Genomic DNA, 24,897 nt, shown 5'->3' on the forward strand with positions numbered 1-24,897 from the left:
CTGCGGAAGACGGCCGGGGAACGGCTTTCCGGCGCGAAAATAGTGGGCTCCCGCACCGAGCGGGTCAGTTTCTGGCAGGCCCTGGCGGCATGGGCAGCCAGTGTCGTATCCGTGAGATCAGATCGCCGGACAGGAGGCGGCTTCCCCCGGAAGTTTCAACTCGGCAGGCCGGTCCCGCCCTTGCTGGGGTGCATCATCGCCTGATGCCGCGTCAGGGCCTGGACCACACGCCGCGAATCCTCGGGCGCCAGCGCCAGCCCGACCGGGCCATAGGCCGGATGCTGGAAAGCGATCAGCGACCCCTCGCTCAACGCATCGGGCTGCACCGCCCAGTTGGTGCGCAGCACCGGCACCACCGGCACCCCCTCGATCGGTGGCGGCGGCATGGTCTCGACCATCGCGCTGCGCACCGTGCCCAGAGAGGCGATCAGCTCGCTCAACTGCTCCAGCGTAAAGGCAATCGTGCCGTCCACCCCGCTGCCATCGAGAAACGCCAGCGTGGCCGTCCCGCGATCATCGGACAAACTGATCTGCATACGCGCGCTCATCCCGACCTCCCCACCTCGTCGCGAGGCAGGATATCACAGCGCGCGGCGATCCCGGCACACGGACGAAGCAGACCGGGCGATTTCACCCGGCCCGCCCGCATATCCGGGGCACACGCTCAGCCGTGAAGGCCGCCGGCCCACACCCACCAGCCGGTCCGTTCGACCGCCGCCTGCGCGTCCTGGGCCGCCTGCGGCGAATCGAACAGCGCAAAGCAGGTCGCACCAGAGCCGCTCATGCGCGCCAGGCGGCATCCGGGCGCGGCCTCCAGCACATCCAGAACCGTCCGGATCGTCGGGCAGATGGCGCAGGCCGCGTCCTGAAGATCATTGGTCAGAACTAAAAGATCCCGCACCATCGCCGTCACGTCGGACCAGGCGGAGGGCAGGCTGGCAGCCGGGGTGAAGACCGGCGCCCGCGCACGGAACACGGCGGGGGTCGAGACCGCCTCGCCGCAATTCACCAGCATGATCCCGCAGGCCGGCAGCGCGGGCGCGGGGTCCAGCCGTTCGCCGATCCCCCCCATCCGGGCAGCGCGCTGGTCGATGCATACGGGCACGTCCGCCCCCAGTTCGGTCGCCAGCGCCATCAGCCGCTCGCGCGGCACGTTGCCGGGCCACGCCCGCAGCAGCAGGCGCAGCGCCGCCGCCGCATCGGCCGACCCGCCGCCGATGCCCGAGGCGACCGGCAGCATCTTGTCCAGCACCACATGCACCGGCTCCAGCCCGTCGCTACCGCCGATTTCCGCCCGCAGCAGGCGCGCCGCGCGCAGGATCAGGTTGCTGTCGGCATCCGCCACCAGCCCGGCGCCGAAGGGGCCGGCGATATCCAGCGAGACCGCCCCGGCCGCCCCGTGGCCGGGATGCAGGGCCAGCATGTCGCCCGCGCCGGCGAACACGGCCAGACTGTCCAGCAGGTGGTAGCCGTCCGGCCGGCGGCCCGTCACGTGCAGGTAGAGATTGATCTTCGCATGCGCGGATTCGTACAGGGTCCCTGTCACGGGCGTTTCAGTCCTTCTTCTGGCCCGACTGTGCCTGAACGGGCGGCTCGACCTGATGGACCGAACGCGCCGCATCCGCAAGGGCGGCACTGATCCGCTGGGCGTCGCCCGGATCGCTGGCCGGCAGCCCCTGGGCGAAATGCCACTGGTTGACGGCCTCGCGCAGCCGGCCGGATTCCTGATAGGCCACGCCCAGATGGTAATTCACCGCCTGGTCCTCGGGCGTCTGTTCCGCCGCGCGTTCCAGCATCACCACTCCCTCGGCCACATGGCCCCGCCGCACCAGGGCCCAGCCCAGACTGTCGCGGATCGCGGCATTCTGCGGCTCCAGCGCCACGGCCCGGCGCAGCAGCGACTCGGCGCGGACCAGGTCGCGCCCCTGCTGCACCAGCGAATAGCCCAGGTAATTCAGCAGCAGCACCTCGTCGGGCGCCAGCGCCAGCGCGCGTTCCAGGTCGGCCTGCGCCTGCGGCCAGCGTTCCAGCCGGTCATAGGCGGCGGCGCGGCCGAACAGCAGCGGCCAGTCCGCAGCCGTCAGGCGCCCGGTCGCCGCGATCGCACGGTTGTAGGATTCCTCGGCCCCCTGCCAGTCCTGCCGGTCCGATTGCAGGTCGCCCAGCGTCTGCCAGATACGCGGCTGGCCGGGCTGGGCGGCGGCCAGCCGCAGCAGCGCCGCGTTCGCCTCGTCCCACCGCCCGGTGGCGGCATCGAGCCGCGCGCGCTGAAGCTGGATGACCGTGGCCAGCGGATCGTCCGGCGCGGCGCCGGCCAGCGTGTCGCGCGCCGCCACCGCCTGCCCGGCTTCATATTGCAGCGCCGAGAGCATCAGCCGTGCCTGCCCCACCGCCGGGTCCAGCCCCAGCGCGAAACGCAGCATCATCATGCGCATGTCGCGCAGCCCGCCATCATGGACCAGCCGCCCCGACGGATCGGCCATCCGTGCCACCTCCTGCCCCACCAGACCGGCGAGGAAGGCATAGGCCTGCGCGATCCCCTGCCCCGGCGTGCCCGGCGGCGCGCGGTCCATCGCCGCCAGGATGCCCTGCCGCGACAGCGACAGGCCGGGCGCCCCGGCGAGCAACCCGTCGACCAGATGCCCCGCCTGCTCGCGCTGCCCCTGGCCGATCAGCCAATGCCCCAGCGCCAGCACGGTAAACAGGTCATGTCCCGCCGCCGGCGTGGCCAGTGCCGCGCGCGCGTACCGGGCGGCCCGGTCGGGCCAGCCGCCGGCCTGGGCGATCAGCGCGGCATGGACGGCATAATATCCCCCCAGGTCGCGGTTGGCCGCCAGCGGGTCGAGTTCGGCCAGCGCGCGCGCGCCCTGGCCGGCGCCCAGCAGGGTCCACGCCGTCAGCAGCGGGCGGATGGTCGCCAGCAGCGGGTCCTTGCGCACCCGGTCGTAATGCGCCAGCGCATCGGCCCAGTGCGCGGCCTCCACCGCCGCATTGCCCATCACAAGTTCGGCCAGCGCCTGCCCCGGCAGGCGCCCGGCCAGTGCCGCGGCCGAGTCGTCGCCCGCGAGGGCACTATAGAGAAAGGCCCGCCGCAGCAGCGCCGGCTCGCCGGGCGCAAGCTGCGCCGCCTGGCGAAAGGCCGTCGCCGCCACCGCATCGTCGCCTTCCAGCGCCGCGACGGTGCCCACCAGGTACGGGGCGTCGAGGCCCGCCGGCCAGGACGCGGGCGCCTGCTTCACCGCCGGCGCGGGCTGGCCCGCCCCCTCCCGCGCGTGGAGGAGACCGGCCGGCGCCGCCAGCGCCAGAAGAAACGCGCAAAAGGAGCGGAAACGCTGCATGATGGCGGACCCTACCTCGCGTGGGGTAAACTTGCCAAACCCCAGTTCGCCGGTCCTCCCTCCGGTGGATCGACCACCACGCGGAAGGCCCCGGAGAGCATGATGGACGCACTCGCCCTGCTGCGGCTTTATGGCGAATGGGGCGCCGACGCGGCGCTGGACGACACCCCCATCGACTGGCTGGCCCGCCCCGCCCCGGCCGCGTCCCCGCTGGCCGCCCCCTCTCCGCCCGGCCTCCACGATCCCGCGCCGCGCCACCCGGCCCCACGCCCCCAGCCGGCCGCCACCACGCCCGCCCCCGGCGCGCCGGAGCCCCGCCGCACGCCCCCCCGGCCCGCCGCAGGCACCGAAGACGGCGTCTCCCTGCTCGACCGCGCGGTCCAGCAGGCCACCGAAGCCGCCGCCGCCGCGCACACACTGGCCGATCTGCACGCGGCCATGGCCGGTTTCGCCGCCTGCCCCCTGCGCGACACCGCGACCCATACCGTCGGCACGGCCGGCGAGGCGCCGGGCCGCCTGCTGCTGATCGGCGAGCCGCCCGACGCCGCCGAGGACCGCAGCGGCACCCCCTTCTCCGGCCCGACGGGCGAATTGCTGGACCGCATGCTGGCCAGCATCGGCCTCGCGCGCGCCGACATGCTGCTGGCCCCGGTCATTCCGTGGCGGCCGCCGGGCGAGCGCCCGCCCTCCGCCGCCGAACTGCGGATCTGCACCCCGTTCCTGCACCGGCTGATCGTGCTGGCCGCCCCCCGGAAAATCATCGCGATGGGCAACATGCCCGCCCGGCTGCTGACCGGCGACACCACCGGCATCGCCCGCCTGCGCGGCCGCTGGCGCGACGTCCCGATCCCCGGCCGCGCGGCCCCGATCGCGCTGCTGCCGATGCGCCACCCCTCGCAGCTCGGGGCCAGTCCCACCGCCCGGCGCGATGCCTGGAAGGACCTTTTGTTGCTGCGCACAACGCTGGATCACGACAAGGTCACAGACTGAAACAGTAAGTAGATCTGCTCCGGTGGAACTTTGTCCGGATTGTGGCAAACAGCCGGATGACTGCACCGCAATACACGTTTTATTCACCCGTGAATTCACACCCTGAACGGCCATTTTAACGGCTGTTTAACCTACCCATGCGGAACGCTTACTATGGGCCTGCGTTCGAATATGGTTGCTTTCCGCCACCATAGCCTTTAGAGGCCCGTCGGCCATGCGAGGGATAACCCATACACCCCCACAGCGTGCGGTCCGTGCCTTCCTGGCCGGAGCCGCTTTTCTGGCCGGTGCGCTCGGTCCGCTTCGTGCGTCCGGCGCCACGGTGCAGCCCGGTGACGGCCATCCGTCGGGCAGCGACGAGCGGAACGAGGAAACCGCCATGGCGCTGCCCCGGATCGCGCCCCCCGGCGGCGGTGCGGTCGGGCTCGCCCGCCCGCTCGCCCCCGACGACGCCGCGCGCGTCCGCCGGATCTTCAGCCTGCAACATGCCGGCTCGTTCGACGCCGCGATCCAGGAAACCGCCAACCTGCGTGACGATACGCTGCTGGGCGACATCCTGGCCGACCGCTACCTGAACCCCGGCTATCACGCCGCCCCCGGCCAGTTGCGCCTGTGGCTGCGCACCTATGCCACGCTGGCCGACGCGCCGGCGATCCATGGGCTGCTGGCCGGCCTGTCGCCGCGCGGCACCGCCCTGCCGCCCCTCCCCGCCGCCGCGGCGCTGGCGGCCGGCACGGGCGCCGCTCCGGTACGCCTGCCGGAGGAAGACGATCCCGCCAGCCGGGCCTTCACCCGCAACCCGCTGCTGGACCGCACGGTGCGCGAGCGCTCGGAACAGGGCGCCAAGGGCGCCCGGAGCGCCCTGCACCTCATCCGCATCACGCCCGGCCTCAGTCCCCTCTACGGCGCGCAACTGCGTGCCGAGGTCGCGATGGCCCTGTTCAGCGCCGGCGACACCGCCCTGGCCCTGAAGACGGGGCAGGACGCCTTCCTCGATTCCTCCGGCCGGATCGGCCTCGCCGGCTATGTCGCCGGCCTGTCCGCCTGGCGGCGTGGGCGCGCCGACATCGCCGCCCCGCTGTTCGAAGGCGCCTCCCGCGCCGAGCTGACCGCCGCCAGCGTCCGCGCCGGCGCCGCCTTCTGGGCGGCCCGCGCGCACCGCAACACCGGCGACCTGGCGGCATGGCGGCCCTGGCTGCACCGCGCCGCCGCCACCCCGCACACGTTCTACGGCCTGCTCGCCGCCCAGCTTCTCGGCCTGCGCCCGAAGCAGGCCGAGCGCCCGCCGACCGACAGCGCCCATCCCGACAATCCCCAGCCCGACGACGCCCAACCCGGCGCCCATCTGGCCGACGACCGGGCGATGCTGCATGCCGGCGCGCTGGTCATGGGCGAGATCGACGTGGAGGCCGTGGCGGCGACGCCGGCGGGCCGCCGCGCCTTCGCCCTGCTCCAGGTCGGCGAGACCGCCCGTGCCGAGGCCGCCCTGCGGCGGCTATGGCCCGATATCCAGGGCGACGCCGCCCTGTGCCGCTCGGTCCAACTCGTGGCCGACGCCGCGGGCCTGAAGGGCCTCTCCACCCAGCTTGCCTCGCTGCTGGCCACCCAGGCCGGCGGCCAGGCCAGCCCGACCAGCCGCCTGCCGCTGCCGCGTCTGGCGCCGGGCCACGGCTTCCGCATCGACCCGGCGCTGGTCTATGCCCTGACCCGGCTGGAATCGAATTTCGACAGCGGAGCGGTCTCGGGCGCCGGCGCCCATGGGCTGATGCAGCTCATGCCGGTCACCGCCAGCTTCGTCACCGGCCAGACCGGCCGCTTCGTCGCCTCCCCCGCCCTGCTGCACAACCCGGCGGTGAATCTCGAGATCGGCCAGCTCTACATCCTCTACCTGGCGCACCTGTCCGAGCAGCATGACGAACACCACCGCACACCGGGCGGCGACCTGCTGCGCCTGCTGGCCAGCTACAATGCCGGCCCCACCGCCATCGCCCGCCAGGACGACCCGGACGAGTATAACGACGACCCGCTGCTGTTCATCGAGTGCCTGCCCAGCACCGAGACCCGCGACTACGTCCGCCGCTCGCTGACCTATCTGTGGCTCTATGCCGACCGGATGGGCCTGCCCACCCCGTCGCTGGAAACCCTCGCCCGCAACGAATGGCCCGCCTTCGCCGCCGAACGCGACCTCGCCACCCACCCCCTCCACACCATCCACTGAGAACCTGCCTGGAAATGCGCGCTGGCGGCGATCCGGCGCGCGTCCGCTGTGCTCCGATGCTCACGGCCATCAAGGCCGCTCCGCTTCGGTGCTCGCGGACACACGACGGTCGTGCCGCTGCGCGGCACTCTCGCTCACCAGCCCACATTTCCAGGCAGGTTCCAACGGCATCTGCGATGCCTGACGATCCCGCTCACCTGCCGCGCTGACGGACGAACTTAATTCTCCGCCAGCACCTGGCGGCTGGCACGCACCTTCTGCACCCGGCGCTGGTCCATCTCCAGTACCTCGAACAGCCAGCCGGAGAACGCGATCTTGTCCCCCGCCGCCGGCACCCGGCGCAGCAGGGCGAGGATCAGCCCGGCCAGCGTGTGATAGCTGCCCTCGTCCGGCAGGTCGGCCAGCCCCAGCCGGTCCTTCACCTCGTCGGCCGGCATGAAGCCGTCCAGGATCAGGATGTCATCCTGCGCGAAGCGCTCCTTGGGCGTGCTGCCCGGCTCGTGATGCTCGCCCACGATGGCCTCGAACAGGTCCGAGGCGGTCACGATGCCCTCGAACGACCCGTATTCATCCAGCACCACGGCGATGCCGAGCGGGATCGAGCGCATCCGCTCCACCATGTCGAAGGCCGAAAGCGTATCGGGCACCACCACCGGCTTGCGCAGCACCGACTCGATCGAGGCCGGGCGCCCGTCCAGCAGCCGGTCCAGCATGTCCTTGGCCAGGATCACGCCCACCGGATTGTCCACCCCGCCCTCGCACACCACGATCCGCGAATAGACGGTATTGCGCAGGGTGCGGCGCAGTTCCTCCTGGCTGGCCCCGCGCTCGATCCAGAACAACTCGTTGCGCGGGGTCATGATCGCGCGCACCGGCCGGTCGGGCATGCGCAGCAGGCGCTCGATCATGTCGCGCTCCTCCTGCTCCAGCACGCCCGACTGCGCGCCCTCGGCGATATAGGCTTTCAGTTCCTCCTCGGTCAGCGCCTCGCGCGTCGCGGCCTCCACGCCCATCAGGCGCAGCACGAGGTTCGATGACCGTCCCAGCAGCCACACCGCCGGGCGCGTCACCCGCGCCAGCCATTCCAGCGGCAGCGACAGCCGGGCGGCGATGATCTCGGGATGGCGCAGCGCGATCTGCTTGGGCACCAGTTCGCCCAGCACCAGCATCAGCGAGGTGATCGCCACCACCACGATGGTAATAGACAACTCGCCGGCAAAGGGGCGCAGAATCGCGAAACGCGCCAGCCACGGCGTCAGCGCGCCCTCGATCTGCGTGCCGCCGAACGTGCCTTCCAGAATCGAGACGAGCGTGATGCCGACCTGCACGGTGGGCAGAAAGCTCTGCGGATCGTCGGCCAGCCGCAGGGCACGCTCGCTCCCCTTCACGCCGGTCCGCTGCATGATGGTCAGGCGCGCCCGGCGCGCCGAGATCAGGGCCAGTTCCCCCATGGCGAAAACGCCGTTGACGAGAACCAGGAGAAGAATGACGGCAATGGACGTGATCATGATGCCGCGCACTCTAATGCGGCATCTCCAAAACCTGAATACGACAATGGCGGGACCAGCCGGCCCCGCCATTCATTATCGCCCCGAAAAGGGATGCCGCGATCAGTCGGCGGCGTCGGCCGCGACCGCAGGCGCATCGACCACCGTCACGCGCGGCGGCTTGGCCGGCTTCTTGGCGGCGGCGATTTCCGCCATGCGGGCATCCACATGCTGGGTGAAGACGTATTCGGCCGGGCGCTGGTTGGCCAGCGAGATCTCCGGCACCATCGGCTTCTCGGTCTCGGGCCCGAACAGCGCGACCTTGGCGATGTGCCAGGGGCGACGCACCGCATCCATCACCGCCGTCGATTCATAGCCGGAATGGACCATGCAGTCGGCGCATTTCTCATAATTGCCGGTGCCGTAATCATCCCACTTGGTGTCGTCCATCAGCTCCTGGAACGTCTTGGCATAACCCTCGCCCAGCAGGTAGCACGGGCGCTGCCAGCCGAAGACGTTGCGCAGCGGCTTGCCCCACGGCGTGCAATGATACTGCTCGTTGCCGGCGAGGAAGTTCAGGAACAGCGGCGACTGCGTGAAGCGCCACTTCTTGCCCTTGCCCAGGCGGAAGACGTCGCGGAAAAGCTGTTTCGTCTTCTGGCGATTCAGGAAGTGGGCCTGATCCGGCGCGCGCTCGTAGGCATAGCCGGGCGCAGTCATGATGCCATCCACGCCCATGGCCATCACCTCGTCGAAGAAGGTGGCCAGGCGCTTGGGGTCGGTACCATCGAACACGGTGCAGTTGATCGACAGGCGGAAGCCCCGGGCCTTCGCCTTCTTGATCGCGGCCACGGCGCGCTCGTACACCCCGTCCTGGCAGACCGAGGCATCATGCATCGCCTGGTCGCCGTCCAGATGCACGTCCCACGAGAAGAAGGGCGACGGCTCGTAATCGTCCATCTTCTTCTCGAGCAACAGCGCGTTGGTGCAGAGATAGACGTATTTCTTGCGCGCGATCAGGCCCCGGACGATTTCCGGCATTTCCTTGTGCAGCAGCGGCTCGCCACCCGCGATGGCGATGACGGGCGCACCGGCCTCGGTGTCCGCATCCAGGCATTCCTGCACGCTCATGCGCTGGTTCAGGATCGCGGCGGGATAATCGATCTTGCCGCACCCGGCGCAGGCCAGATTGCACCTGAACAACGGCTCGAGCATCAGCACAAGCGGATAACGCTTCCGGCCTGTCACGTGCTGCTTCACGACGTAAGCGCCCACCCGGACAGCCTGCATAATAGGAACGGCCATGAACCCTCTGCTCCTGCGCCGGCACGAAGCCGGCCTCTCTCAAATCATGTGACTTGTATTATGGACACGTCCACGCAGCAGATAACAACCCGGCACGATCATAGCCGTGCACGAAAGACATAGCGAGGTTGCGGACATGCGACGCCACGATCCCGTTTCGGGGGGTATAGGACAGATCGGATCTTATACTCAATTCCCATCACATGCACTGTGACCAATTGACCACAGTGGAGAGGAAGAGTCTGTATTTGCTGCCCCCGCGGGAGTAGAAACCGAACTGTAACAGACCGAGGGGCGTTACGCTCGCCCGCCCGGACACGTCGCAAGAACAGAATGGACCGGACAGGGCCGCCCCCGGCCCATGTTCCGGCAAGCACAACGGACGTAATCGTCATGAACCAGTCCCCGCCTTCCCCTTCTACCGGCCCTGCCGGGACCGCCGGCGCCGGCCAGACGGGCGCCCAGCCTGCGGGACAGGTGCCGACGAAGGGCCGTTTCCCGCTGCTGGACCGCGTGCAGTCGCCGCGCGACCTGCGCAACCTGTCGGTGGACCAGCTCCGCCAGCTGGCCGAGGAATTGCGGGCCGAGACGGTCGACGCGGTCTCGACCACCGGCGGCCATCTGGGCGCCTCGCTGGGCGTGGTGGAACTGACGGTGGCGCTGCACGCGGTGTTCGACACCCCCGACGACCGCATCATCTGGGATGTCGGCCACCAGGCCTACCCGCACAAGATTCTCACCGGCCGGCGCGAGCGCGTGCGCACCCTGCGCCAGCCCGGCGGCCTGTCGGGCTTCACCCGCCGCAGCGAGAGCGAATACGACCCGTTCGGTGCCGCCCATTCCTCCACCTCGATCTCGGCCGGCCTGGGCATGGCAGTGGCGCACCACCTGCGCGCCGAGCATGACCCCGCCTACCGCGAGCGCAACGTGGTGGCCGTGATCGGCGACGGCTCGATCTCGGCGGGCATGGCCTACGAGGCGATGAACAACGCCTCGGTCGCCGGCCCCGGTGCCGGCCGCCTGATCGTGGTGCTGAACGACAACGAGATGTCGATCGCCCCGCCGGTCGGCGCCATGTCCAACTACCTGTCGCGGCTGATGTCCTCGCGCCAGTTCCTCGGCCTGCGCGACCTCGCCGGCAAGGTGGCCCGCCGCCTGCCCGAGCGGCTGGAACGCACCGCCAAGAAGGCCGACGAATACGCGCGCGGCATGATCACCGGCGGCACGCTGTTCGAGGAGCTGGGCTTCTATTATGTCGGCCCGGTCGACGGCCACGACCTCAACCAGCTGGTGCCGATCCTGCGCAACCTGCGCGACGCCGACGACAAGGGCCCGATCCTGCTGCACATCCTCACCGAGAAGGGCCGCGGCTACCGCCCGGCCGAATCGGCGGGGGACAAATATCACGCGGTCGCCAAGTTCAACGTCGTCACCGGCGTGCAGAACAAGGCGCCCCCCGGCCCGCCCAGCTACACCTCGGTCTTCAGCCGCGAGCTGACGCGCCGGGCGAAGCAGGATGACAGCATCGTCGCCATCACCGCCGCCATGCCGTCCGGCACCGGGCTCGACGCCTTCGCCCGCGCCTATCCCGACCGCTTCTTCGATGTCGGCATCGCCGAGCAGCATGCGGTGACCTTCGCCGCCGGCATGGCCACCGAGGGGCTGCGCCCGTTCTGCGCCATCTATTCCACCTTCCTGCAACGCGCCTACGACCAGGTGATGCATGACGTGGTGCTGCAGAACCTGCCGGTGCGCTTCGCCATCGACCGTGCCGGCCTGGTCGGCGCCGACGGCGCCACCCATGCGGGCGCGTTCGACATCAACTACCTGGGCTGCCTGCCCGGCATGACCATCATGGCCCCCAGCGACGAGCTGGAACTGCTGCACATGACGGCCACCGCCTGCGCCTTCGACCAGGGCCCGATCGCGCTGCGCTACCCGCGCGGCAACGGCCTGGGCCTGGCCCTGCCCGAGGAAGGCACGGTGCTGGAAATCGGCCGTGGCCGCATCATCCGCGAAATGGGCCGCCAGGCCGGGCGCGAGAAGGGCGGCATCGCCATCCTGTCGCTGGGCACCCGCATGGCCGAGGTGCTGAAGGCCGCCGACGTCCTGACCGCCCAGGGCCTGCCTCCGACCGTGGCCGACGCCCGCTTCGCCAAGCCGCTCGACACCGCGCTGATCGAGAACCTCGCCCGCAACCACGCGGTGCTGATCACCATCGAGGAAGGCGCGGAAGGCGGCTTCGGCGCCTATGTCATGCACCATCTGGCGCGCACCGGCCTGCTCGACAGCGTCCGCTTCCGCCCCATGACGCTCCCCGACCGCTTCATCGACCACAACACGCAGGACGCCCAGTATCGCGAGGCCGGTCTCGACGCCACCGCCATCGCGGCAACCGCCCTGCACGCCCTGGGCCTCCATGAGAGCGCCCACCCCCAGCTCAAGGCGACGATCGGACTGAAAGCATGACTGTTATGCGCCGTATGACACTTTCTCTTTCCCTGGCCCTCGGGACCGTCCTGGCGGCGGCTCCGGTGGCGCTCCCGCTGCTGCCCGCCCCCCCGGCGCTGGCCCAGTCCGCTCCGGCCGCCGCGATCACGGCTCCCATCACCGCGCTGTACGCCGCCCTGGGCCAGATCCAGGCCCCCCATGCCGGCAGCTTCGCGCAACGTACGCAGATACTCGCCCCGGTGGTGGACAAGGTCTACGATCTCGAAACCGTGCTGCGCGCTTCGGTGGGCATGCGCTACGCCGGCTTCAGCGACGCCGACAAACAGCAGCTTCGTGACGTCTTCCGCCAGTTCACGGTGGCCCGCTACGTCTCCAGCTTCAAGCCGGGCGGCGATGCGCGCTTCACCATTGACCCCACGCCCCGTCCCTCGCCGGTGGGCAGCGACCAGATCGTGACCACCCATATCGGCTCGGCCGAGGATACCGACGGCACAGAGATCGATTACGTCATGCGCTCCGGCCCGCAGGGCTGGCGGATCGTGGAAGTGCTGCTGAAAGGGACGATCAGCCAGGTTGCAGCCCAGAGGTCCGATTTCAGCGGGGCCCTGGCATCTGGGAATGTCCAGAACCTGATTGCCCTGCTACAGAAAAAGGTACGGGCGTTCTCCGAAGACTGAACACCCGCCAGCCGCCCCTGTCCCACCACCCCTTACCGGAACGCTGATGTCCGCCTTGCATGCCCTCGTTTCCCCCGCCGGTCTCGCCGCCCTGGTCGCGGCCGCCGGCTGCGTGCAGGCAGGGCTAGGCACCGGATTGCTGGCGCGCTTCCGCTGGCGGGAGGAACGGGTGCCGCCGGGCGGCTCCGCCCCACCGGTCACCGTCCTCAAGCCGCTGCACGGCGACGAGCCGCTGCTGGAAGAGGCGCTGGAAAGCTTCTGCACCCAGGATTACCCGCGCTTCCAGATCGTCTTCGGCGTGCAGGATGCCGGCGATCCGGCCATCGCGATCGTCCGCCGCCTGCGCCAGCGTCACCCCACGCTCGATATCGACCTGGTGGTCGATCCGACCGTACACGGCGTCAACCGCAAGATCGGCAACCTGATCAACATGCTGCCCCGTGCGCGGCACGATCTCCTGGTCATTTCCGACTCGGACATCCATGTGGCGCCGGACTATCTGCGCCATGTCGTCCACGCGCTGGCCCAGCCCGGCGTCGGGCTGGCCACCACGCTCTATGCCGGGCTGCCGGCCTCGCGCAGCCTGCCGCGCCTGCTCGCCGCCTGCCAGATCAACCATAACTTCCTGCCCGGCGTCATGCTGTCGCGCTATCTGGGCCGGCAGGACTGCCTGGGCGCCACCATGGCCCTGCGGCGCGAGACGCTGGATGCCGTCGGCGGGCTGGAGGCCCTGGCCCCCCACATCGCCGACGACGCCATGCTGGGCCGCCTGGTGCGCGAGCGCGGCCTGCACATCGCCATCGCGCCCTGCATGACCTGGACCACGGTGGGCGAGGCCGGCTTCGGCGACGTGCTGACGCACGAACTGCGCTGGGGCCGCACCGTCAAGACACTGGAGCCGGCGGGCTATGCCGCATCGGCCATCCAGTTGCCGCTGTTCTGGGCGGGGGTCAGCGTCCTGATGAACCCCCATGCGTCCTGGACATGGTGGATCTTCTTCTTCGTGTGGGCCATCCGGGCGGTCTGCGCGTTCTTTACAGACCGGCTGCTGGCACAACGCAGCCTTGTCCCGCTTCTGCTCCTGCCGGTGCGCGACTGGCTGTCAGCCGCCATCATGGTCGGCAGCGTCAGCGGCACCCGCGTTGCCTGGCGTGGACAGACGATGCATATCACACCACATTCGGCTATAGCGCCACCTACCCATCCGGTCGCGCCGGGCGAATAACCGCCCGCCACGACATCAACAGACAGACCGAGAAGACGGCCGTGCCGGGCCCCACTCTCCCCACGTCCGAGGATCAGCGTACCATGACCATGTTGAGAACCTTGTTCCTTCAGCCCCCCTCCTTCGACGGGTTCGACGGCGGCGCCGGCTCCCGCTACCAGGCGAAGCGCGAGATCCGGTCGTTCTGGTACCCCACCTGGCTGGCCCAGCCCGCCGCCCTGGTCGAAGGTAGCCGCCTGATCGACGCCCCCCCGGCGCGCATGGGCATGGAGCCGATCCTCGAGGACGTGCGCAATCGCGACCTGGTCATCATGCACACCTCCACCCCGTCCTTCGCGTCGGACGTCAAGGTGGCGCAGATGCTCAAGGACGCGAATCCCAAACTCAAGATCGGCATGGTCGGCGCCAAGGTCGCCGTCCAGCCCGAGGAAAGCCTGCTCAAGGGCGGCCCGGTCGATTTCGTCGCCCGCAACGAATTCGATTTCACGATCAAGGAAATCGCCGAAGGCCGCGACTTCGCCGAGGTCGACGGCATCTCCTGGCGCAACGAAGCCGGCGAGATCGTCCACAATCGCGACCGCGCGATCATCGAGAACATGGACAGCCTGCCGTTCGTGACCGAGGTCTACAAGCGCGACCTCAAGATCGAGGATTATTTCATCGGGTACCTGATGCACCCGTATATCTCGATCTACACCGGCCGCGGCTGCAAATCGCGCTGCACCTTCTGCCTGTGGCCGCAGACGGTCGGCGGCCATCACTACCGCACCCGCAGCCCCGAGCACGTGGCGGCCGAAATCCGGCTGGCGAAGCAGTATTTCCCGCAGGTGAAGGAATTCTTCTTCGACGACGACACCTTCACCGACGACCTGCCCCGCGCCGAGGCCATCGCGAAGGAACTCGGCAAGCTGGGCGTCACCTGGTCGTGCAACGCCAAGGCCAACGTGCCGCGCAAGACGCTGGAGGTGCTCAAGGCCAACGGCCTGCGCCTGCTGTTGGTCGGCTATGAAAGCGGCAACCAGCAGATCCTGCACAACATCAAGAAGGGCATGCGCGTCGAAACCGCGCGCGAGTTCACCAAGAACTGCCACGAGCTGGGCATCAAGATCCACGGCACCTTCATCCTCGGCCTGCCGGGCGAGACGCGGGAGACGATCCAGGAGACGATCAAGTTCGCCACCGAGATCAACCCGCACACGCTCCAGGTCTCCCTCGCCGCCCCCTATCCCGGCACCTTCCTGCACAAGCAGGCGACCGAGAACGGCTGGCTGGACGAGAGCAACGCCGAACTGATCGACGAGAACGGCGTGCAGATGGCCCCGCTGCACTACCCCCATCTGTCGCATGAGGAAATCTTCAAGGGCGTCGAGGAATTCTACCGGAAATTCTATTTCCGCGCCCCGAAGATCGCCTCCATCGTCAACGAGATGGTGCGCAGCCCGCAGATGATGAAGCGCCGCCTGCGCGAGGGTGTGGAGTTCTTCCAGTTCCTCAAGGATCGCCGCGCAGCCTGAACGGAGAGGCGCGCTGGTGGCGATCCGACGCGCGTTTCCTGCGCTCCGATGCTCACGGCCATCAAGGCCGCTCCGCTTCGGTGCTCAAAAACGCACGCCGGGCGTGCCGCTTCGCGGCACTCTCGCTCACCAGCCCACCTCTCCATTCAGGCTTTAAGCCGTACCGGATCGCACCATGAAGCGCGTGATCATCTCCGCCGACGATTTCGGTCTGTCGGAGGAAGTCAACGAAGCCATCGAGATCGCCCATCGCGACGGGCTGCTCTCCACCGCCAGCCTCATGGTCGCCGGCCCGGCGGCCAAGGACGCCATCGCGCGCGCGCGCCGCCTGCCCGGCCTCAATGTCGGCCTGCATCTGGTGGTCATCGAAGGCCCGGCCATCCTGCCACCCGCCGAAATTCCCCTGCTGGTCGACGCGGACGGGCAACTCCCCTCCAACCAGCTCGATCTCGGAATCCGCTATTTCTTCCGCCCCGACGTCCGCCGCCAGCTCGCGGCGGAAATCGAGGCCCAGTTCGCCGCCTTCGCCCGCACCGGCCTGCGGCTGGACCACGCCAACGCCCACAAGCACATGCATCTGCATCCTACGGTAGGCAAATACCTGATCGAAAGCGGCCTGCGCCACGGCCTGCAAGCCGTCCGCGTGCCGCTGGAGCCGCCCGAACCGCTGATCGCGGCCGGAACCTACAACGATTCGATGGGTTCGGCGGCCCTGCGCCAATGGACGGGCGTGCTGCGCCACCAGGCGCACAAGGCCGGCCTGCGCACCAACGACTGGTGCTTCGGCATCGCGTGGAGTGGCCACATGACCGCCGATCGCGTCGCCGCCCTGGCCGCCCACCTGCCCGAAGGGCTGTCGGAAATCTATTTCCACCCGGCCACGGCCAAGAACGCCCTGCTGCAACGGCTAATGCCGACCTACGACCACCAGGGCGAACTCGCCGCCCTGTGCAGCCCCGGCTTCCGCGCCGGTCTGGCGCACTGCCACGCCATCCCCACAAGCTGGTCCGCCTGAAAGCCAACGCGCTCAACAGCCCACATTTTCAGTCAGGCTCTGGAACGGATGACGACGCATCCATGCTATGCTGTCTCCCGCCAGGGAGATGACGATGCGCTTTCATTCCGCCGCACATGGGCTCTTTCAAGCGTCGAGCTACGCTGGCCATGCCGCGTCCCATGCGTTCGCGGGCCGCATCGTCCACACGATGTACAACGCGATGCTGTATTCGACCCTCTACCGGATCATGCGCCACGTTCCGTTGCCGATCATGATCGTGATCGTCGTCGTGGTCATCCTGGTCGGCTACAACCGCGCCCAGAACACAGGCCGCGCCCCCTGGTAACGACGAATCGGTTTCCAAAGGCCGCCGGCCTTTGGCGGGGTCTGGGGCAGAGCCCCAGCTTCCCCCGCCGGCCAGAACCTCAGATGCTGCTCTTGACCCATTCCTTGAGCTGGCTCTTCGGCAGCGCGCCGACTTTCGTCGCCGCCGGCTTGCCGTCCTTGAACAGGATCAGCGTCGGGATCCCGCGCACGGCATAGGCATTGGGCGTGTTCGGGTTGTCGTCGATATTCACCTTGGCGACCGTCAGCTTGCCCTTGAACTCGGCGCCGATCTCTTCCAGCGCCGGGGCGATCATCTTGCAGGGGCCGCACCATTCGGCCCAGAAATCGACCAGCACGGGCCCTTCGGCCTTCAGAACATCGCTTTCGAAAGTGGCATCGCTCACGGCCACGGTATTCTCGCTCATCACATCACTCCTCGGGCTTCGTTGGCGGCCCTCTGCCAGCACATGGCGCCGGACCACCGGGATTCAAGTTATGGTCCGTCCGCCACCGCGCCGGGGGCATGCCGCAACAGCAGCGAATCGGGCAACGGCATGATCCGGACCTCCTCGGTCCAGACAAGGGTGCATCGAACCGGCCGATCAGGATAGAGGGCAGCCATCAGCGCCCGGTACGACGCCATCTGGCGCAGATACAGCACGGATGTCGACTCCACATCCTTCGGCGGCAGCCGGTTGGTCTTGAAATCGCATAGCAGCACCGCGTCGGGGCACACCACCATCCGGTCCACCTGCCCCACGATCACGCTGCCCCCGGCCACGCCGGCCACCGGCTGTTCCGCCCGGCTGCCGGGCCCGAACAGGGGCGCCAGCGCCGGCTCGTCCATCACGGCCAGCACCTGCCCGGCAATCCGCGCCTGCTCGGCCGCATCCAGCCCGTTGCCCGGCCGCGCCAGCCAGGCCAGCGCCACCTCCCGCCGCCGCGCGGGCGGATGGTCGGGCAGATATTGCAGCAGCGCATGCACGATCTCGCCCCGCCGCAACGCCTGCTCGCGCGCCGCCGGACGCCGCGCCCGCGCAATGGCCAGCGGCGAGCGCACGGCCGGCTGCGGCCCCAGCGGCGCGTCGTCCGGCCGGCTGGGCACCAGCGGCCGCATCAGGGCCGCCTCCACCGGCGGCGGCGTCGCCATCCAGCCCGGCGCGCTGCCCATCCAGTCCGGCAGCGTCGCCGGCACGGCCTCGGCACGGGGCGCGCGCTTCTCCGTCGAGGGCACGGCAGCCGGCGCCTCCAGCACCAGCCGCGTCCCCTCCCAGCCCAGATCGAACGGCCGTTCCTCGGCCCCCGCCTGCTCGAACCCCTGCCGGCAGAGGCTGTACCAGCAATCCTCGGTCACGTTGCGCTTCTGCTGCCAGCCACACACCACCAACCGGTCACTGGCCCGCGTCAGCGCCACATAAAGCAGCCGATGATATTCCTCCGCCGCCGCATCGCGGATGGTGCGCTGCAACGCACTGGTCACGCCCACGCCCATATCGGCGCGCGGCACCCACACCGGCACCTCCAGCCCGGAGACGTCATCACGCCCCCAGACGATGCCGCCATCGAATTTCGCGGCCCCGACCGTATCGGGCAAGATCACCAGCCGCGCCTGCAGCCCCTTGGCGCCATGGGCGGTCATCACCCGCACCATGTCGGCCGCCGCGTCGGGCTCGCGCTTCACACTCTCCTGCGAGGCCCGCAGCCAGTGCAGGAACCCCTGGAGCGACGCCGGATGCAGCGATTCATAGCGCAGCGCGGCCGAGAGCAGTTCGTCCACCGGCTCGGCCGCCTCCGGCCCCAGCCGCGCCAGCAGCCGCGCCCGCCCGCCCAGCGTCCCCAGCGCCTCGGAAAGCAGCCCGTAGGGCGAGGCATAATCCACCCGGCGAAACAGCGTCTCCAGCATGGTCCACGCCGCCTGCCAGTCCGGCCGTTCTTCATGCCGCCGCCGCAGCGCGGCCCAGAGCGGCTGCTCGCCCCGCCCGGCCGCCAGCGCCATCAGACTGTCATCCGACACCCCGCCCAGCGGCGAGGTCAGCACGCAGGCCAGCGTCAGATCGTCCTGCGGCAGCAGCAACGCATCGCACAGCGCCATCAGGTCCTGCACCGCCACCTGGTCCACCAGCCCGGTCCGCACCAGCGTGGCCACCGGCACGTCATGCGTCTTCAGCGCCCGGATCAGCGCCCGCACGAAGGCCGAGCGCCGGGGCACCAGCACCAGCACATCCCCCGGTGTCAGCGGCACCTGCCCCGGCTCGGGCGGCCTGCGCAACTCGGCGACGATCCACGCCGCCAGCGCATCCGCCAGCCGCTGCGCCGCCGTCGACTGCCCCGCATTCTCGCGCGGCGCCTGCCAGGGGTCGGGCTCCCCCCCGTCATCCTCCACCGGCGTCAGCGGCCACAACTCGACCCGCCCGCCCTGCCCCGGCCGCGCGGACAGATGCACCGGCACCTCCCCTCCAGGCTCCACCAGCCCCCGCGCCGCATCCGGCAAGGCAAAGACGGCATCGACCAGATTCAGAACCGGCGCGGTCGAGCGGAACGAAACCGTCAGCGCCGGCTCCTTCCACGGGCTCCCCGCCTCCTCCACCCGCCGGCGAAACCGCGCCCGCCAAAGCCGGAACGCCTCGGGATCGGCCCCCTGAAACGAATAGATCGACTGCTTGTAATCCCCCACCGCAAACAGCGTACGCGGCGCCGCATCCGGCTCCCGCGCCCCCGCCCCGGCAAAGAATTCCGCCGTCAGCCCACCCGCGATCGCCCACTGGTCAGGCGACGTATCCTGCACCTCGTCCAGCAGCAGATGATCGATGCCGCCATCCAGCTTGTACAACACCCAGGCCGCACCAGGATCTTTCAGCAGATCCAGCGTCCGCTCGATCAGGTCGTCATAATCGACCAGCCCCTGCCCGCGCTTGCGGTCGCCGTAGCGCAGCAGCACCGGCACCGCGACATCCAGCAGCGCCATGCTGGCCCGCAGCAGGGCAATGGCCCGGCATTCCTCGTCCACGGCAATCACGCGCTCGGCCTCGGCCACCAGCACGTCGCAAACCCCTTCATGCTCCGTGTCGAATTTCGCGCTCAGCCCCCCGCGCTTGCGCGGCTCATTGTCCCCCGTCACCAGCGCCTTGCGCCACTCGCCCCAACGCGCCGTGCGTTCCTCGGGCGGCAGCGCCAGCCAGTCGAGCATCCCCACCGCCGTCCGCCGCGCACCGGCCGGTCCCGCTTCCGCCACCACCCGCAGCACAGCGCGCAGATGCGCCTCGTCTGGCGGCACACAGGCGGCATGGCGCAGCGACGCCTCGTCACGGCTCCGCACCCCCAGCACGCGCATCATCGCGGCCTCGACTCCGGCGCGATCCACCGCCAGCCGCTCGACCACCGGCCGCAACCGCCGCATCTGCGCCTGCAAGTTGCCGACCAGCGCCGCGAACGCCCCCACCATCACCTGCCCGGCCAGCAGCGCCACCGCATCGCCGCCCGAGCCGACCACCGCTTCCACAGCCTCGCCCAGCGCCATCCGGGCATCGGCATCCTCGACCAGCGTGAAATGCGGGCTGATCGCGGCTTCAACCGGAAAACGACGCAGCAGCGACTGGCAGAAGGCGTGAATGGTGCCGATCCGCATCCCCCCCGGCAGATCCAGCACCCGGGCGAACAACTCCCGCGCCGCCCGCCGCGCCGCCTCACCCGGCGGCACCGACAGCGCCGCCAGTTCGCGGTCCAGCTCCGCATCGGGCAGCGTCACCCACCGCCCCAGCCGGTTCTGGAGCCGGATCGCCATTTCCGCCGCCGCCGCCTTGGTAAAGGTCAGGCACTGGATGCGCGACGGGTCCGACCCCGGCAGCGTCACCCCTTCCGGCCCTATACGCGGCAGCATCAGCCGCAGCAGCCGGTCGATCAGCAGCTTGGTCTTGCCGCTCCCCGCCGAAGCCGAGACAAAAACCGAGGCTTCAGGGTCCGAAGCCTCGGCCTGCCGCGCATTCGCCAGCCCGATCGCATCACGCGGCGTCAGGCTCATGGCGCGGCCTCGTCACGCGCCGCACTCCACTCCGCCACCCGCGCCAACCGCGCATAATCGGCAAAACGCGGGCTCTCTCCGGGATGCGGATGCGACAGATAAGGCTGGCCCGGGTCGTCATACATCGCAATCAGCCCCCGCAGGCTCTCCCAGGCCGACTCTATCAACACGGCCAGCGCGTCCCCCTCGGCCAGCGGCAGGATCTTCCCCGCTTCCGCCCCACCGGTCAGCCGCCAATAGGCCAGCTCACGCGCCGGCCCGGCCAGTTCCGGCCCAAAGGCCCCCCGCTCGGCCATCGCCGCCTCCAGCACCAGTTGCGACGCCCAGCCCGCCACCACCGTCTTGCGGTTCGGCAGGGTCCCGGTCTTGTAGTCGATCAGCACCAGCGCCCCCGCCGCGTCGCGGTCGATCCGGTCGGCCCGCCCGCGCAGCAGAAACGGCCCACCCGGCAGGTCATGCAGCGTCGCCTTGCCGCTCTGCTCGGTGCGCGTCAGTACGATCGGCGCCCCCCCACCTTCCGCCCGCGCGGCCTCGGTGGCGATCACCCAAGACGCGATCCGCTCCAGTCGCGGCGCCCACCACGCCGCCAGCGCAGGCCGCAGCCGCGCCTCTGCCAGCGCCTCGGCAAACAGCGCCCGCAATCCGGCCTCGTCCGCCCGCTCCCCCGCCGGCTGGCGACACCAGCGATCCAGCGCGGCATGCACGATGGTGCCGTAATCGGCCGCATCCGCCGGTTCCTCGATCTCCTTCAACCGGCGCAACCCCAGAATATGCCGCGCATGAATCGCATACGGGTCACGCATCCAGGTCTCGATCTCGGTAATCGTCAGCCGGCGCGGCCGCCAGTCCACCGGCGGACAAGGCCGAGGCGGCGCCACCGGCCGCGGCGCCTCCGCCGGCCGATCCAGCCGCATCAGCCACGACAGCGCGTCATGCGCCGGCAAAGCCTGCCCCCGCCCGGCGAGGAACGCATCCAGCCGCACCAGCCACCGCGCCGGCACGGTCGGCGCCCCATCCCGCCGGCCGGGCACCGACAGCACGATCTCCCCCGCCGAACAGCCGCAGGCCACGAAATCATGCGCCGCCTGTCCGATCGCCCGCTCCGGCGAAGGCAACCCGACGCGCGCCCGCATCGGCCGGCTCATCCACGGCCCCGGATCGGTCGCCGGCGGCCACACACTCTCCACCAGTCCACCCAGCACCATGGTCTCGACCGACTGCAACCGCGCTTCCATCAGGCCCCAGATAAAGATGCGCGGATGCAGCGCCGTCTCGCTCCGCCCCCGCAACCCCCGCCGGGACCGCACGGACAGCCCACCCATCGACGCCGTCAGCAACCCTTCCAGCACCCACCCCGGCTGCGCCGGCAGCACGTCGCAGAACGCCACCAGCCCCGCCAGATGCTGCCCCAGCGCGTTGCCGTCCTCACCCGCCCACAACCGGTCGGCACCCGCTTTCTCGTCGGTCGCGGCCAGCGCCTCCGCCGCCTCGATCAACCCGGCCAGCAGATCGGCCACCGGCCGGCTCTCCGCCGACCCCAACCCCAGCACCGGCTCCAGACACCGCTCCAGCCGATCGACGAACCCCGCCAGATCCTCCGGCGCATCGGGCCGATCCGCCAGCGCGCCATGCGCATCATCCCGCGCCGCCGCCAACCGGTCGCGCAGCCCCTCGAATCCCGGCCTCGGCGCAGGCCCCCGCAACAGCGCCCGCTCCAGCAACCGCGCCGAGGCACGGCACGCCCCCGGCGCCAGCCCGCAAGCCGCCAGCGGATGCTTCAACAGCGACAGCAACGCCACCGGCGACAACCCGCCAGCAGCCGCCCGCGCCAGCAGGCGCAGAAACACCGCCGGCGGCGTCGCATGCAGCGGCTCGCCCGCGCTGTCATCCGCCACCACGCCCCAGCGCGCCAGTTCCACCGCCACCCGCCCGGCCAACCCCCGATCCGGCGTCACCAGCGCCGCCCGCCGCCCCGGCGTCACAATCGCCTGCCGCAACACCAGCGCAATGGCGGCCGCTTCCTCCTGCTGGTCGGCGGCCCGCAGCACCGACACCCCATCCAGCGCCACGACACCTTCATCGCGCAGCCAGTCGCCCAGCGCCGCCGCCGGCAGCAGCGCCCGCGCCAGCACCCCACCCCGCGCCGCCGGGCAGGAGGCCGGCACATCCGCGCCCCCCTCCCACACCGCCAGATCGGCCCGCGTCCGCTCCAACCCGGTCAGCAACCGCGCCAGCCCCGCCTGCGGATGCCCGTCCGGCAACGCCGCCCAGATCTCCTCATCCAGCGAAAGATCCACCCACGGCAACACCAGCCGCCCGCCGGCCCGACCCAGCACCGCATCCAGCACCTCGCGCACGGCCGGCACCGCATCGGTAAATCCCACGGCCCACAAACGCGATTCCACATCCGGTGCCGCGCGCCAGCGCCCGGCCTGCGCCCGCAACAGCGCCACCTGCCGCGCCGCCGGATTCATCACCCCCTGCTCGGCCAGCCACGCCGGCCACACGCTGGTGACGATCGAGAGAAACCGCAGCGTCTCCCGCCAATGTTCGGCAAAATCCCCATCCGCCGCCAGCGGCAGCGTCTCGGCCAGATCGCACTCCGCCCACTCGGCGTCGTCCATCAGCTCGGCCAGCGCCCGCGCCAGCGGCCACGCCTGGTCGAGCGACAGAACCTCCCCGAACGCATCCCCCGCTTTCAAAATCAACAGCGCCAGCGTCGCCAGCCGCCGCAGCGGCTCGACAGCGGGCGGCAGATCCAGCGCCATATCCCCCGACAGCGCCAGCCCGGCTTCGTCCAGACTCCCCAGCGGCGCAATACGCGGCAGCAGCAACGGCTTGCCATCCGCCCGGCGCAGAAACGCCTCGGTCAACGCACGCGCCGCCCGGCGACTGGGCAGCAGGATCAACCCGTCCCCACTCCGTTGCGGATCGCCCCCCACCCCCTCCATCCAGCGTGCCGCAATCTCGTCCAGAAACGGCACATGCGGCGGAACGGTGGCAATCAGGCTCACAGCGCGGCATCCCTTTCCACCGCATCCGGCTCGCGCGCCAGAAGCAGCGCCCGCGTCGCCGCCGGCAGATCCTCGGGCCGCGACAGATGGCACCACACCGAATCATGCACGATCCCATACAACCGCCCACGCGCGATGGCCCGGTCCCACAGAAGATTCAGACTGAACGGCCCCGGCGGCGCCTCGGCAAACAGCGCCGGCGTCGCCAACTGCACCCCGGCAAAGACATAAGGCGTCACTGCCCCCGCCGCCGCCCGACGCAGCCGCCCGTCAGGACCGGCAGTAAAATCGCCCCGCCCCACGGCCCCCACCGCCAGACTGGTCCGCGCCAGCAGCAGCAGCGCATCCATCCGCGCCGGATCGAACGCGGCGGCCAGCCGCCGCAGCGCCGGCACAGGCCCGTTCAGCCACAGCGAATCCCCATTCAGCAGAAAGAACGGCTCCGGCCCCAGCGCCCCATCGCGCAACGCGGCGGCGGCACTGCCACCACTTTCCAGCAGCGTCTCCTCGGCCCGAAAGGTCACACGCGGCCCCCGCCCGGCCTCGGCACGGGCACGCAACGCCGCCCGCACCTTTCCGGCCTGCCAGCACACATTCACCACCACCTCCGGCACCCCGGCCATCTCCAGCCGGTCCAGCACATGGTCGATGATCGCCCGCCCATCCACCGCCAGCAGCGGCTTGGCCGTCTCCTCGGTCAGCGGCCGCATCCGGCTGCCGGCCCCGGCCGCGAACAGCATCGCCTTCTGCGGCATCGGAATGCTCATGCCGTCCTCCCCGCCGCCAGTGCGGCCCATACCGGCCGGTCGTCCCACCCCGCGATCGTCGCCTCGCGCGTCTCCTCCCCCGTCACCGAAAGCACGATCCGCAGCGCATCCGCTGGCGCCAGCGCCCCCAGCCGATCGGGCCATTCCACCAGCACGATGCCCTCGCACGCATCGTCCCAGCCCAACTCATGCAACCCTTCCGGCCCCTCCAGCCGCCACAGATCGAAATGCGCGATCGCCCCCCCCGGCGCATCATAACTCTGCACCAGCGTATAGGTCGGGCTAGGCACCTCCATGCCCGGATCACCACAGGCAGCCCGCAGAAAAGCCCGTGAAAACACGCTCTTCCCCGCCCCCAGCACACCAGAGAGCAGAATGGCATCCCCCGGCCGCGCGGCACCGGCCAGCCGCCGCGCCAGATCCTCCGTCGCCTGCTGGTTGGACAAATTGATGATCAGTTCATGCATAAGGTCATGATGCCCGCCGGCTCGGCAGAGGCACAAGACCCCGTTTTTCCCACCCCCGCATCCGCCCATCTTGCACTCGGCGAAAACAGACCGCACAACCGA

Annotated in this window: 18 protein-coding genes; 8 read left to right on the top strand and 10 right to left on the bottom strand. The window is 70.0% G+C overall.

Going from position 1 to position 24,897, the window contains the following annotated elements; genetic code table 11:
- Positions 1 to 155 precede the first annotated feature (155 nt).
- The 3 genes from ACMAUO_RS14060 to ACMAUO_RS14070 all read right to left on the bottom strand — a co-directional run bounded on the left by ACMAUO_RS14060 (position 156) and on the right by ACMAUO_RS14070 (position 3,338).
- Positions 156 to 548, bottom strand: coding sequence for a hypothetical protein (locus ACMAUO_RS14060; protein WP_420357608.1), 393 nt, complete (start codon positions 546 to 548; stop codon positions 156 to 158).
- 116 nt (positions 549 to 664) lie between these two features.
- Positions 665 to 1,546: a 4-(cytidine 5'-diphospho)-2-C-methyl-D-erythritol kinase gene (locus ACMAUO_RS14065; RefSeq protein WP_420357609.1), complete on the bottom strand. Its 882-nt coding sequence runs from the start codon at positions 1,544 to 1,546 to the stop codon at positions 665 to 667.
- 7 nt (positions 1,547 to 1,553) lie between these two features.
- Complete coding sequence (locus ACMAUO_RS14070) at positions 1,554 to 3,338, bottom strand: tetratricopeptide repeat protein (protein WP_420357610.1); 1,785 nt, start codon at positions 3,336 to 3,338, stop codon at positions 1,554 to 1,556.
- A 99-nt stretch (positions 3,339 to 3,437) separates the two neighbouring features.
- Here ACMAUO_RS14070 and ACMAUO_RS14075 point away from each other — a divergent pair, with 99 nt between their 5' ends.
- On the top strand, positions 3,438 to 4,328 hold the full coding sequence (locus ACMAUO_RS14075; RefSeq protein ID WP_420357611.1) for a uracil-DNA glycosylase: 891 nt from the start codon (positions 3,438 to 3,440) through the stop codon (positions 4,326 to 4,328).
- Between the two features lie 214 nt (positions 4,329 to 4,542).
- Complete coding sequence (locus tag ACMAUO_RS14080; RefSeq protein WP_420357612.1) at positions 4,543 to 6,546, top strand: lytic transglycosylase domain-containing protein; 2,004 nt, start codon at positions 4,543 to 4,545, stop codon at positions 6,544 to 6,546.
- A 218-nt stretch (positions 6,547 to 6,764) separates the two neighbouring features.
- On the opposite strand, the gene ACMAUO_RS14085 is transcribed toward ACMAUO_RS14080, so the two are convergent.
- Both ACMAUO_RS14085 and hpnH read right to left on the bottom strand, forming a co-directional pair.
- Positions 6,765 to 8,054, bottom strand: a complete 1,290-nt coding sequence (locus ACMAUO_RS14085; protein WP_420357613.1) for a hemolysin family protein — start codon at positions 8,052 to 8,054, stop codon at positions 6,765 to 6,767.
- 102 nt (positions 8,055 to 8,156) lie between these two features.
- Positions 8,157 to 9,338 (bottom strand): adenosyl-hopene transferase HpnH, encoded by a 1,182-nt coding sequence (gene hpnH / locus ACMAUO_RS14090; protein WP_420357614.1) that lies wholly within the window; start codon positions 9,336 to 9,338, stop codon positions 8,157 to 8,159.
- Positions 9,339 to 9,731: 393 nt separating this feature from the next.
- Here hpnH and dxs point away from each other — a divergent pair, with 393 nt between their 5' ends.
- The 6 genes from dxs to ACMAUO_RS14120 all read left to right on the top strand — a co-directional run bounded on the left by dxs (position 9,732) and on the right by ACMAUO_RS14120 (position 16,548).
- Positions 9,732 to 11,807 carry a 1-deoxy-D-xylulose-5-phosphate synthase gene (gene dxs / locus ACMAUO_RS14095; RefSeq protein ID WP_420357615.1) on the top strand — a complete coding sequence of 692 codons (2,076 nt, stop codon included), beginning with the start codon at positions 9,732 to 9,734 and terminating at the stop codon, positions 11,805 to 11,807.
- Positions 11,804 to 12,466, top strand: a complete 663-nt coding sequence (locus ACMAUO_RS14100; protein WP_420357616.1) for an ABC transporter substrate-binding protein — start codon at positions 11,804 to 11,806, stop codon at positions 12,464 to 12,466. Before dxs ends, ACMAUO_RS14100 begins: the two co-directional genes overlap by 4 nt.
- Before the next feature lie 46 nt (positions 12,467 to 12,512).
- On the top strand, positions 12,513 to 13,691 hold the full coding sequence (gene hpnI / locus ACMAUO_RS14105; protein WP_420357617.1) for a bacteriohopanetetrol glucosamine biosynthesis glycosyltransferase HpnI: 1,179 nt from the start codon (positions 12,513 to 12,515) through the stop codon (positions 13,689 to 13,691).
- An 89-nt stretch (positions 13,692 to 13,780) separates the two neighbouring features.
- Entirely contained in the window at positions 13,781 to 15,205 is a 1,425-nt protein-coding gene (gene hpnJ / locus ACMAUO_RS14110; protein ID WP_420358272.1) for a hopanoid biosynthesis associated radical SAM protein HpnJ, read from the top strand.
- 175 nt (positions 15,206 to 15,380) lie between these two features.
- Positions 15,381 to 16,220 (top strand): hopanoid biosynthesis-associated protein HpnK, encoded by an 840-nt coding sequence (gene hpnK / locus ACMAUO_RS14115; RefSeq protein WP_420357618.1) that lies wholly within the window; start codon positions 15,381 to 15,383, stop codon positions 16,218 to 16,220.
- Between the two features lie 94 nt (positions 16,221 to 16,314).
- A complete protein-coding gene (locus tag ACMAUO_RS14120) occupies positions 16,315 to 16,548 on the top strand; it encodes a hypothetical protein (RefSeq protein ID WP_141288988.1) in 234 nt (77 codons plus the stop codon).
- A 79-nt stretch (positions 16,549 to 16,627) separates the two neighbouring features.
- Here the strand turns inward: ACMAUO_RS14120 and trxA are convergent, their stop codons facing one another.
- The 5 genes from trxA to tsaE all read right to left on the bottom strand — a co-directional run bounded on the left by trxA (position 16,628) and on the right by tsaE (position 24,795).
- Positions 16,628 to 16,954, bottom strand: coding sequence for a thioredoxin TrxA (trxA, locus tag ACMAUO_RS14125; protein WP_114729005.1), 327 nt, complete (start codon positions 16,952 to 16,954; stop codon positions 16,628 to 16,630).
- Positions 16,955 to 17,022: 68 nt separating this feature from the next.
- Positions 17,023 to 20,547 (bottom strand): double-strand break repair helicase AddA, encoded by a 3,525-nt coding sequence (gene addA, locus ACMAUO_RS14130; RefSeq protein WP_420357619.1) that lies wholly within the window; start codon positions 20,545 to 20,547, stop codon positions 17,023 to 17,025.
- Positions 20,544 to 23,561: a double-strand break repair protein AddB gene (gene addB, locus ACMAUO_RS14135; RefSeq protein WP_420357620.1), complete on the bottom strand. Its 3,018-nt coding sequence runs from the start codon at positions 23,559 to 23,561 to the stop codon at positions 20,544 to 20,546. Before addB ends, addA begins: the two co-directional genes overlap by 4 nt.
- Positions 23,558 to 24,328 carry a nucleotidyltransferase family protein gene (locus tag ACMAUO_RS14140; protein WP_420357621.1) on the bottom strand — a complete coding sequence of 257 codons (771 nt, stop codon included), beginning with the start codon at positions 24,326 to 24,328 and terminating at the stop codon, positions 23,558 to 23,560. Before ACMAUO_RS14140 ends, addB begins: the two co-directional genes overlap by 4 nt.
- The gene (gene tsaE, locus ACMAUO_RS14145; RefSeq protein ID WP_420357622.1) at positions 24,325 to 24,795 is read right to left on the bottom strand and encodes a tRNA (adenosine(37)-N6)-threonylcarbamoyltransferase complex ATPase subunit type 1 TsaE; all 471 of its coding nucleotides are present in this window, start codon (positions 24,793 to 24,795) and stop codon (positions 24,325 to 24,327) included. The genes ACMAUO_RS14140 and tsaE overlap by 4 nt, the downstream gene beginning before the upstream one ends.
- Between the last annotated feature and the right edge of the window lie 102 nt (positions 24,796 to 24,897).

Origin of the sequence: Gluconacetobacter brunescens (genome assembly GCF_048695475.1) — a bacterium.
Lineage (GTDB): Bacteria > Pseudomonadota > Alphaproteobacteria > Acetobacterales > Acetobacteraceae > Gluconacetobacter.

What these genes read in the sequence shown, in the direction of transcription:
- ACMAUO_RS14060 (WP_420357608.1), bottom strand. Translation starts at nt 548, where the DNA reads ATGAGCGCGCGTATGCAGATCAGTTTGTCCGATGATCGCGGGACGGCC.
- ACMAUO_RS14070 (WP_420357610.1), bottom strand. Translation starts at nt 3,338, where the DNA reads ATGCAGCGTTTCCGCTCCTTTTGCGCGTTTCTTCTGGCGCTGGCGGCG.
- ACMAUO_RS14075 (WP_420357611.1), top strand. Translation starts at nt 3,438, where the DNA reads ATGATGGACGCACTCGCCCTGCTGCGGCTTTATGGCGAATGGGGCGCC.
- ACMAUO_RS14080 (WP_420357612.1), top strand. Translation starts at nt 4,543, where the DNA reads ATGCGAGGGATAACCCATACACCCCCACAGCGTGCGGTCCGTGCCTTC.
- ACMAUO_RS14085 (WP_420357613.1), bottom strand. Translation starts at nt 8,054, where the DNA reads ATGATCACGTCCATTGCCGTCATTCTTCTCCTGGTTCTCGTCAACGGC.
- hpnH (WP_420357614.1), bottom strand. Translation starts at nt 9,338, where the DNA reads ATGGCCGTTCCTATTATGCAGGCTGTCCGGGTGGGCGCTTACGTCGTG.
- dxs (WP_420357615.1), top strand. Translation starts at nt 9,732, where the DNA reads ATGAACCAGTCCCCGCCTTCCCCTTCTACCGGCCCTGCCGGGACCGCC.
- ACMAUO_RS14100 (WP_420357616.1), top strand. Translation starts at nt 11,804, where the DNA reads ATGACTGTTATGCGCCGTATGACACTTTCTCTTTCCCTGGCCCTCGGG.
- hpnI (WP_420357617.1), top strand. Translation starts at nt 12,513, where the DNA reads ATGTCCGCCTTGCATGCCCTCGTTTCCCCCGCCGGTCTCGCCGCCCTG.
- hpnJ (WP_420358272.1), top strand. Translation starts at nt 13,781, where the DNA reads ATGTTGAGAACCTTGTTCCTTCAGCCCCCCTCCTTCGACGGGTTCGAC.
- hpnK (WP_420357618.1), top strand. Translation starts at nt 15,381, where the DNA reads ATGAAGCGCGTGATCATCTCCGCCGACGATTTCGGTCTGTCGGAGGAA.
- ACMAUO_RS14120 (WP_141288988.1), top strand. Translation starts at nt 16,315, where the DNA reads ATGCGCTTTCATTCCGCCGCACATGGGCTCTTTCAAGCGTCGAGCTAC.
- trxA (WP_114729005.1), bottom strand. Translation starts at nt 16,954, where the DNA reads ATGAGCGAGAATACCGTGGCCGTGAGCGATGCCACTTTCGAAAGCGAT.
- addA (WP_420357619.1), bottom strand. Translation starts at nt 20,547, where the DNA reads ATGAGCCTGACGCCGCGTGATGCGATCGGGCTGGCGAATGCGCGGCAG.
- ACMAUO_RS14140 (WP_420357621.1), bottom strand. Translation starts at nt 24,328, where the DNA reads ATGAGCATTCCGATGCCGCAGAAGGCGATGCTGTTCGCGGCCGGGGCC.
- tsaE (WP_420357622.1), bottom strand. Translation starts at nt 24,795, where the DNA reads ATGCATGAACTGATCATCAATTTGTCCAACCAGCAGGCGACGGAGGAT.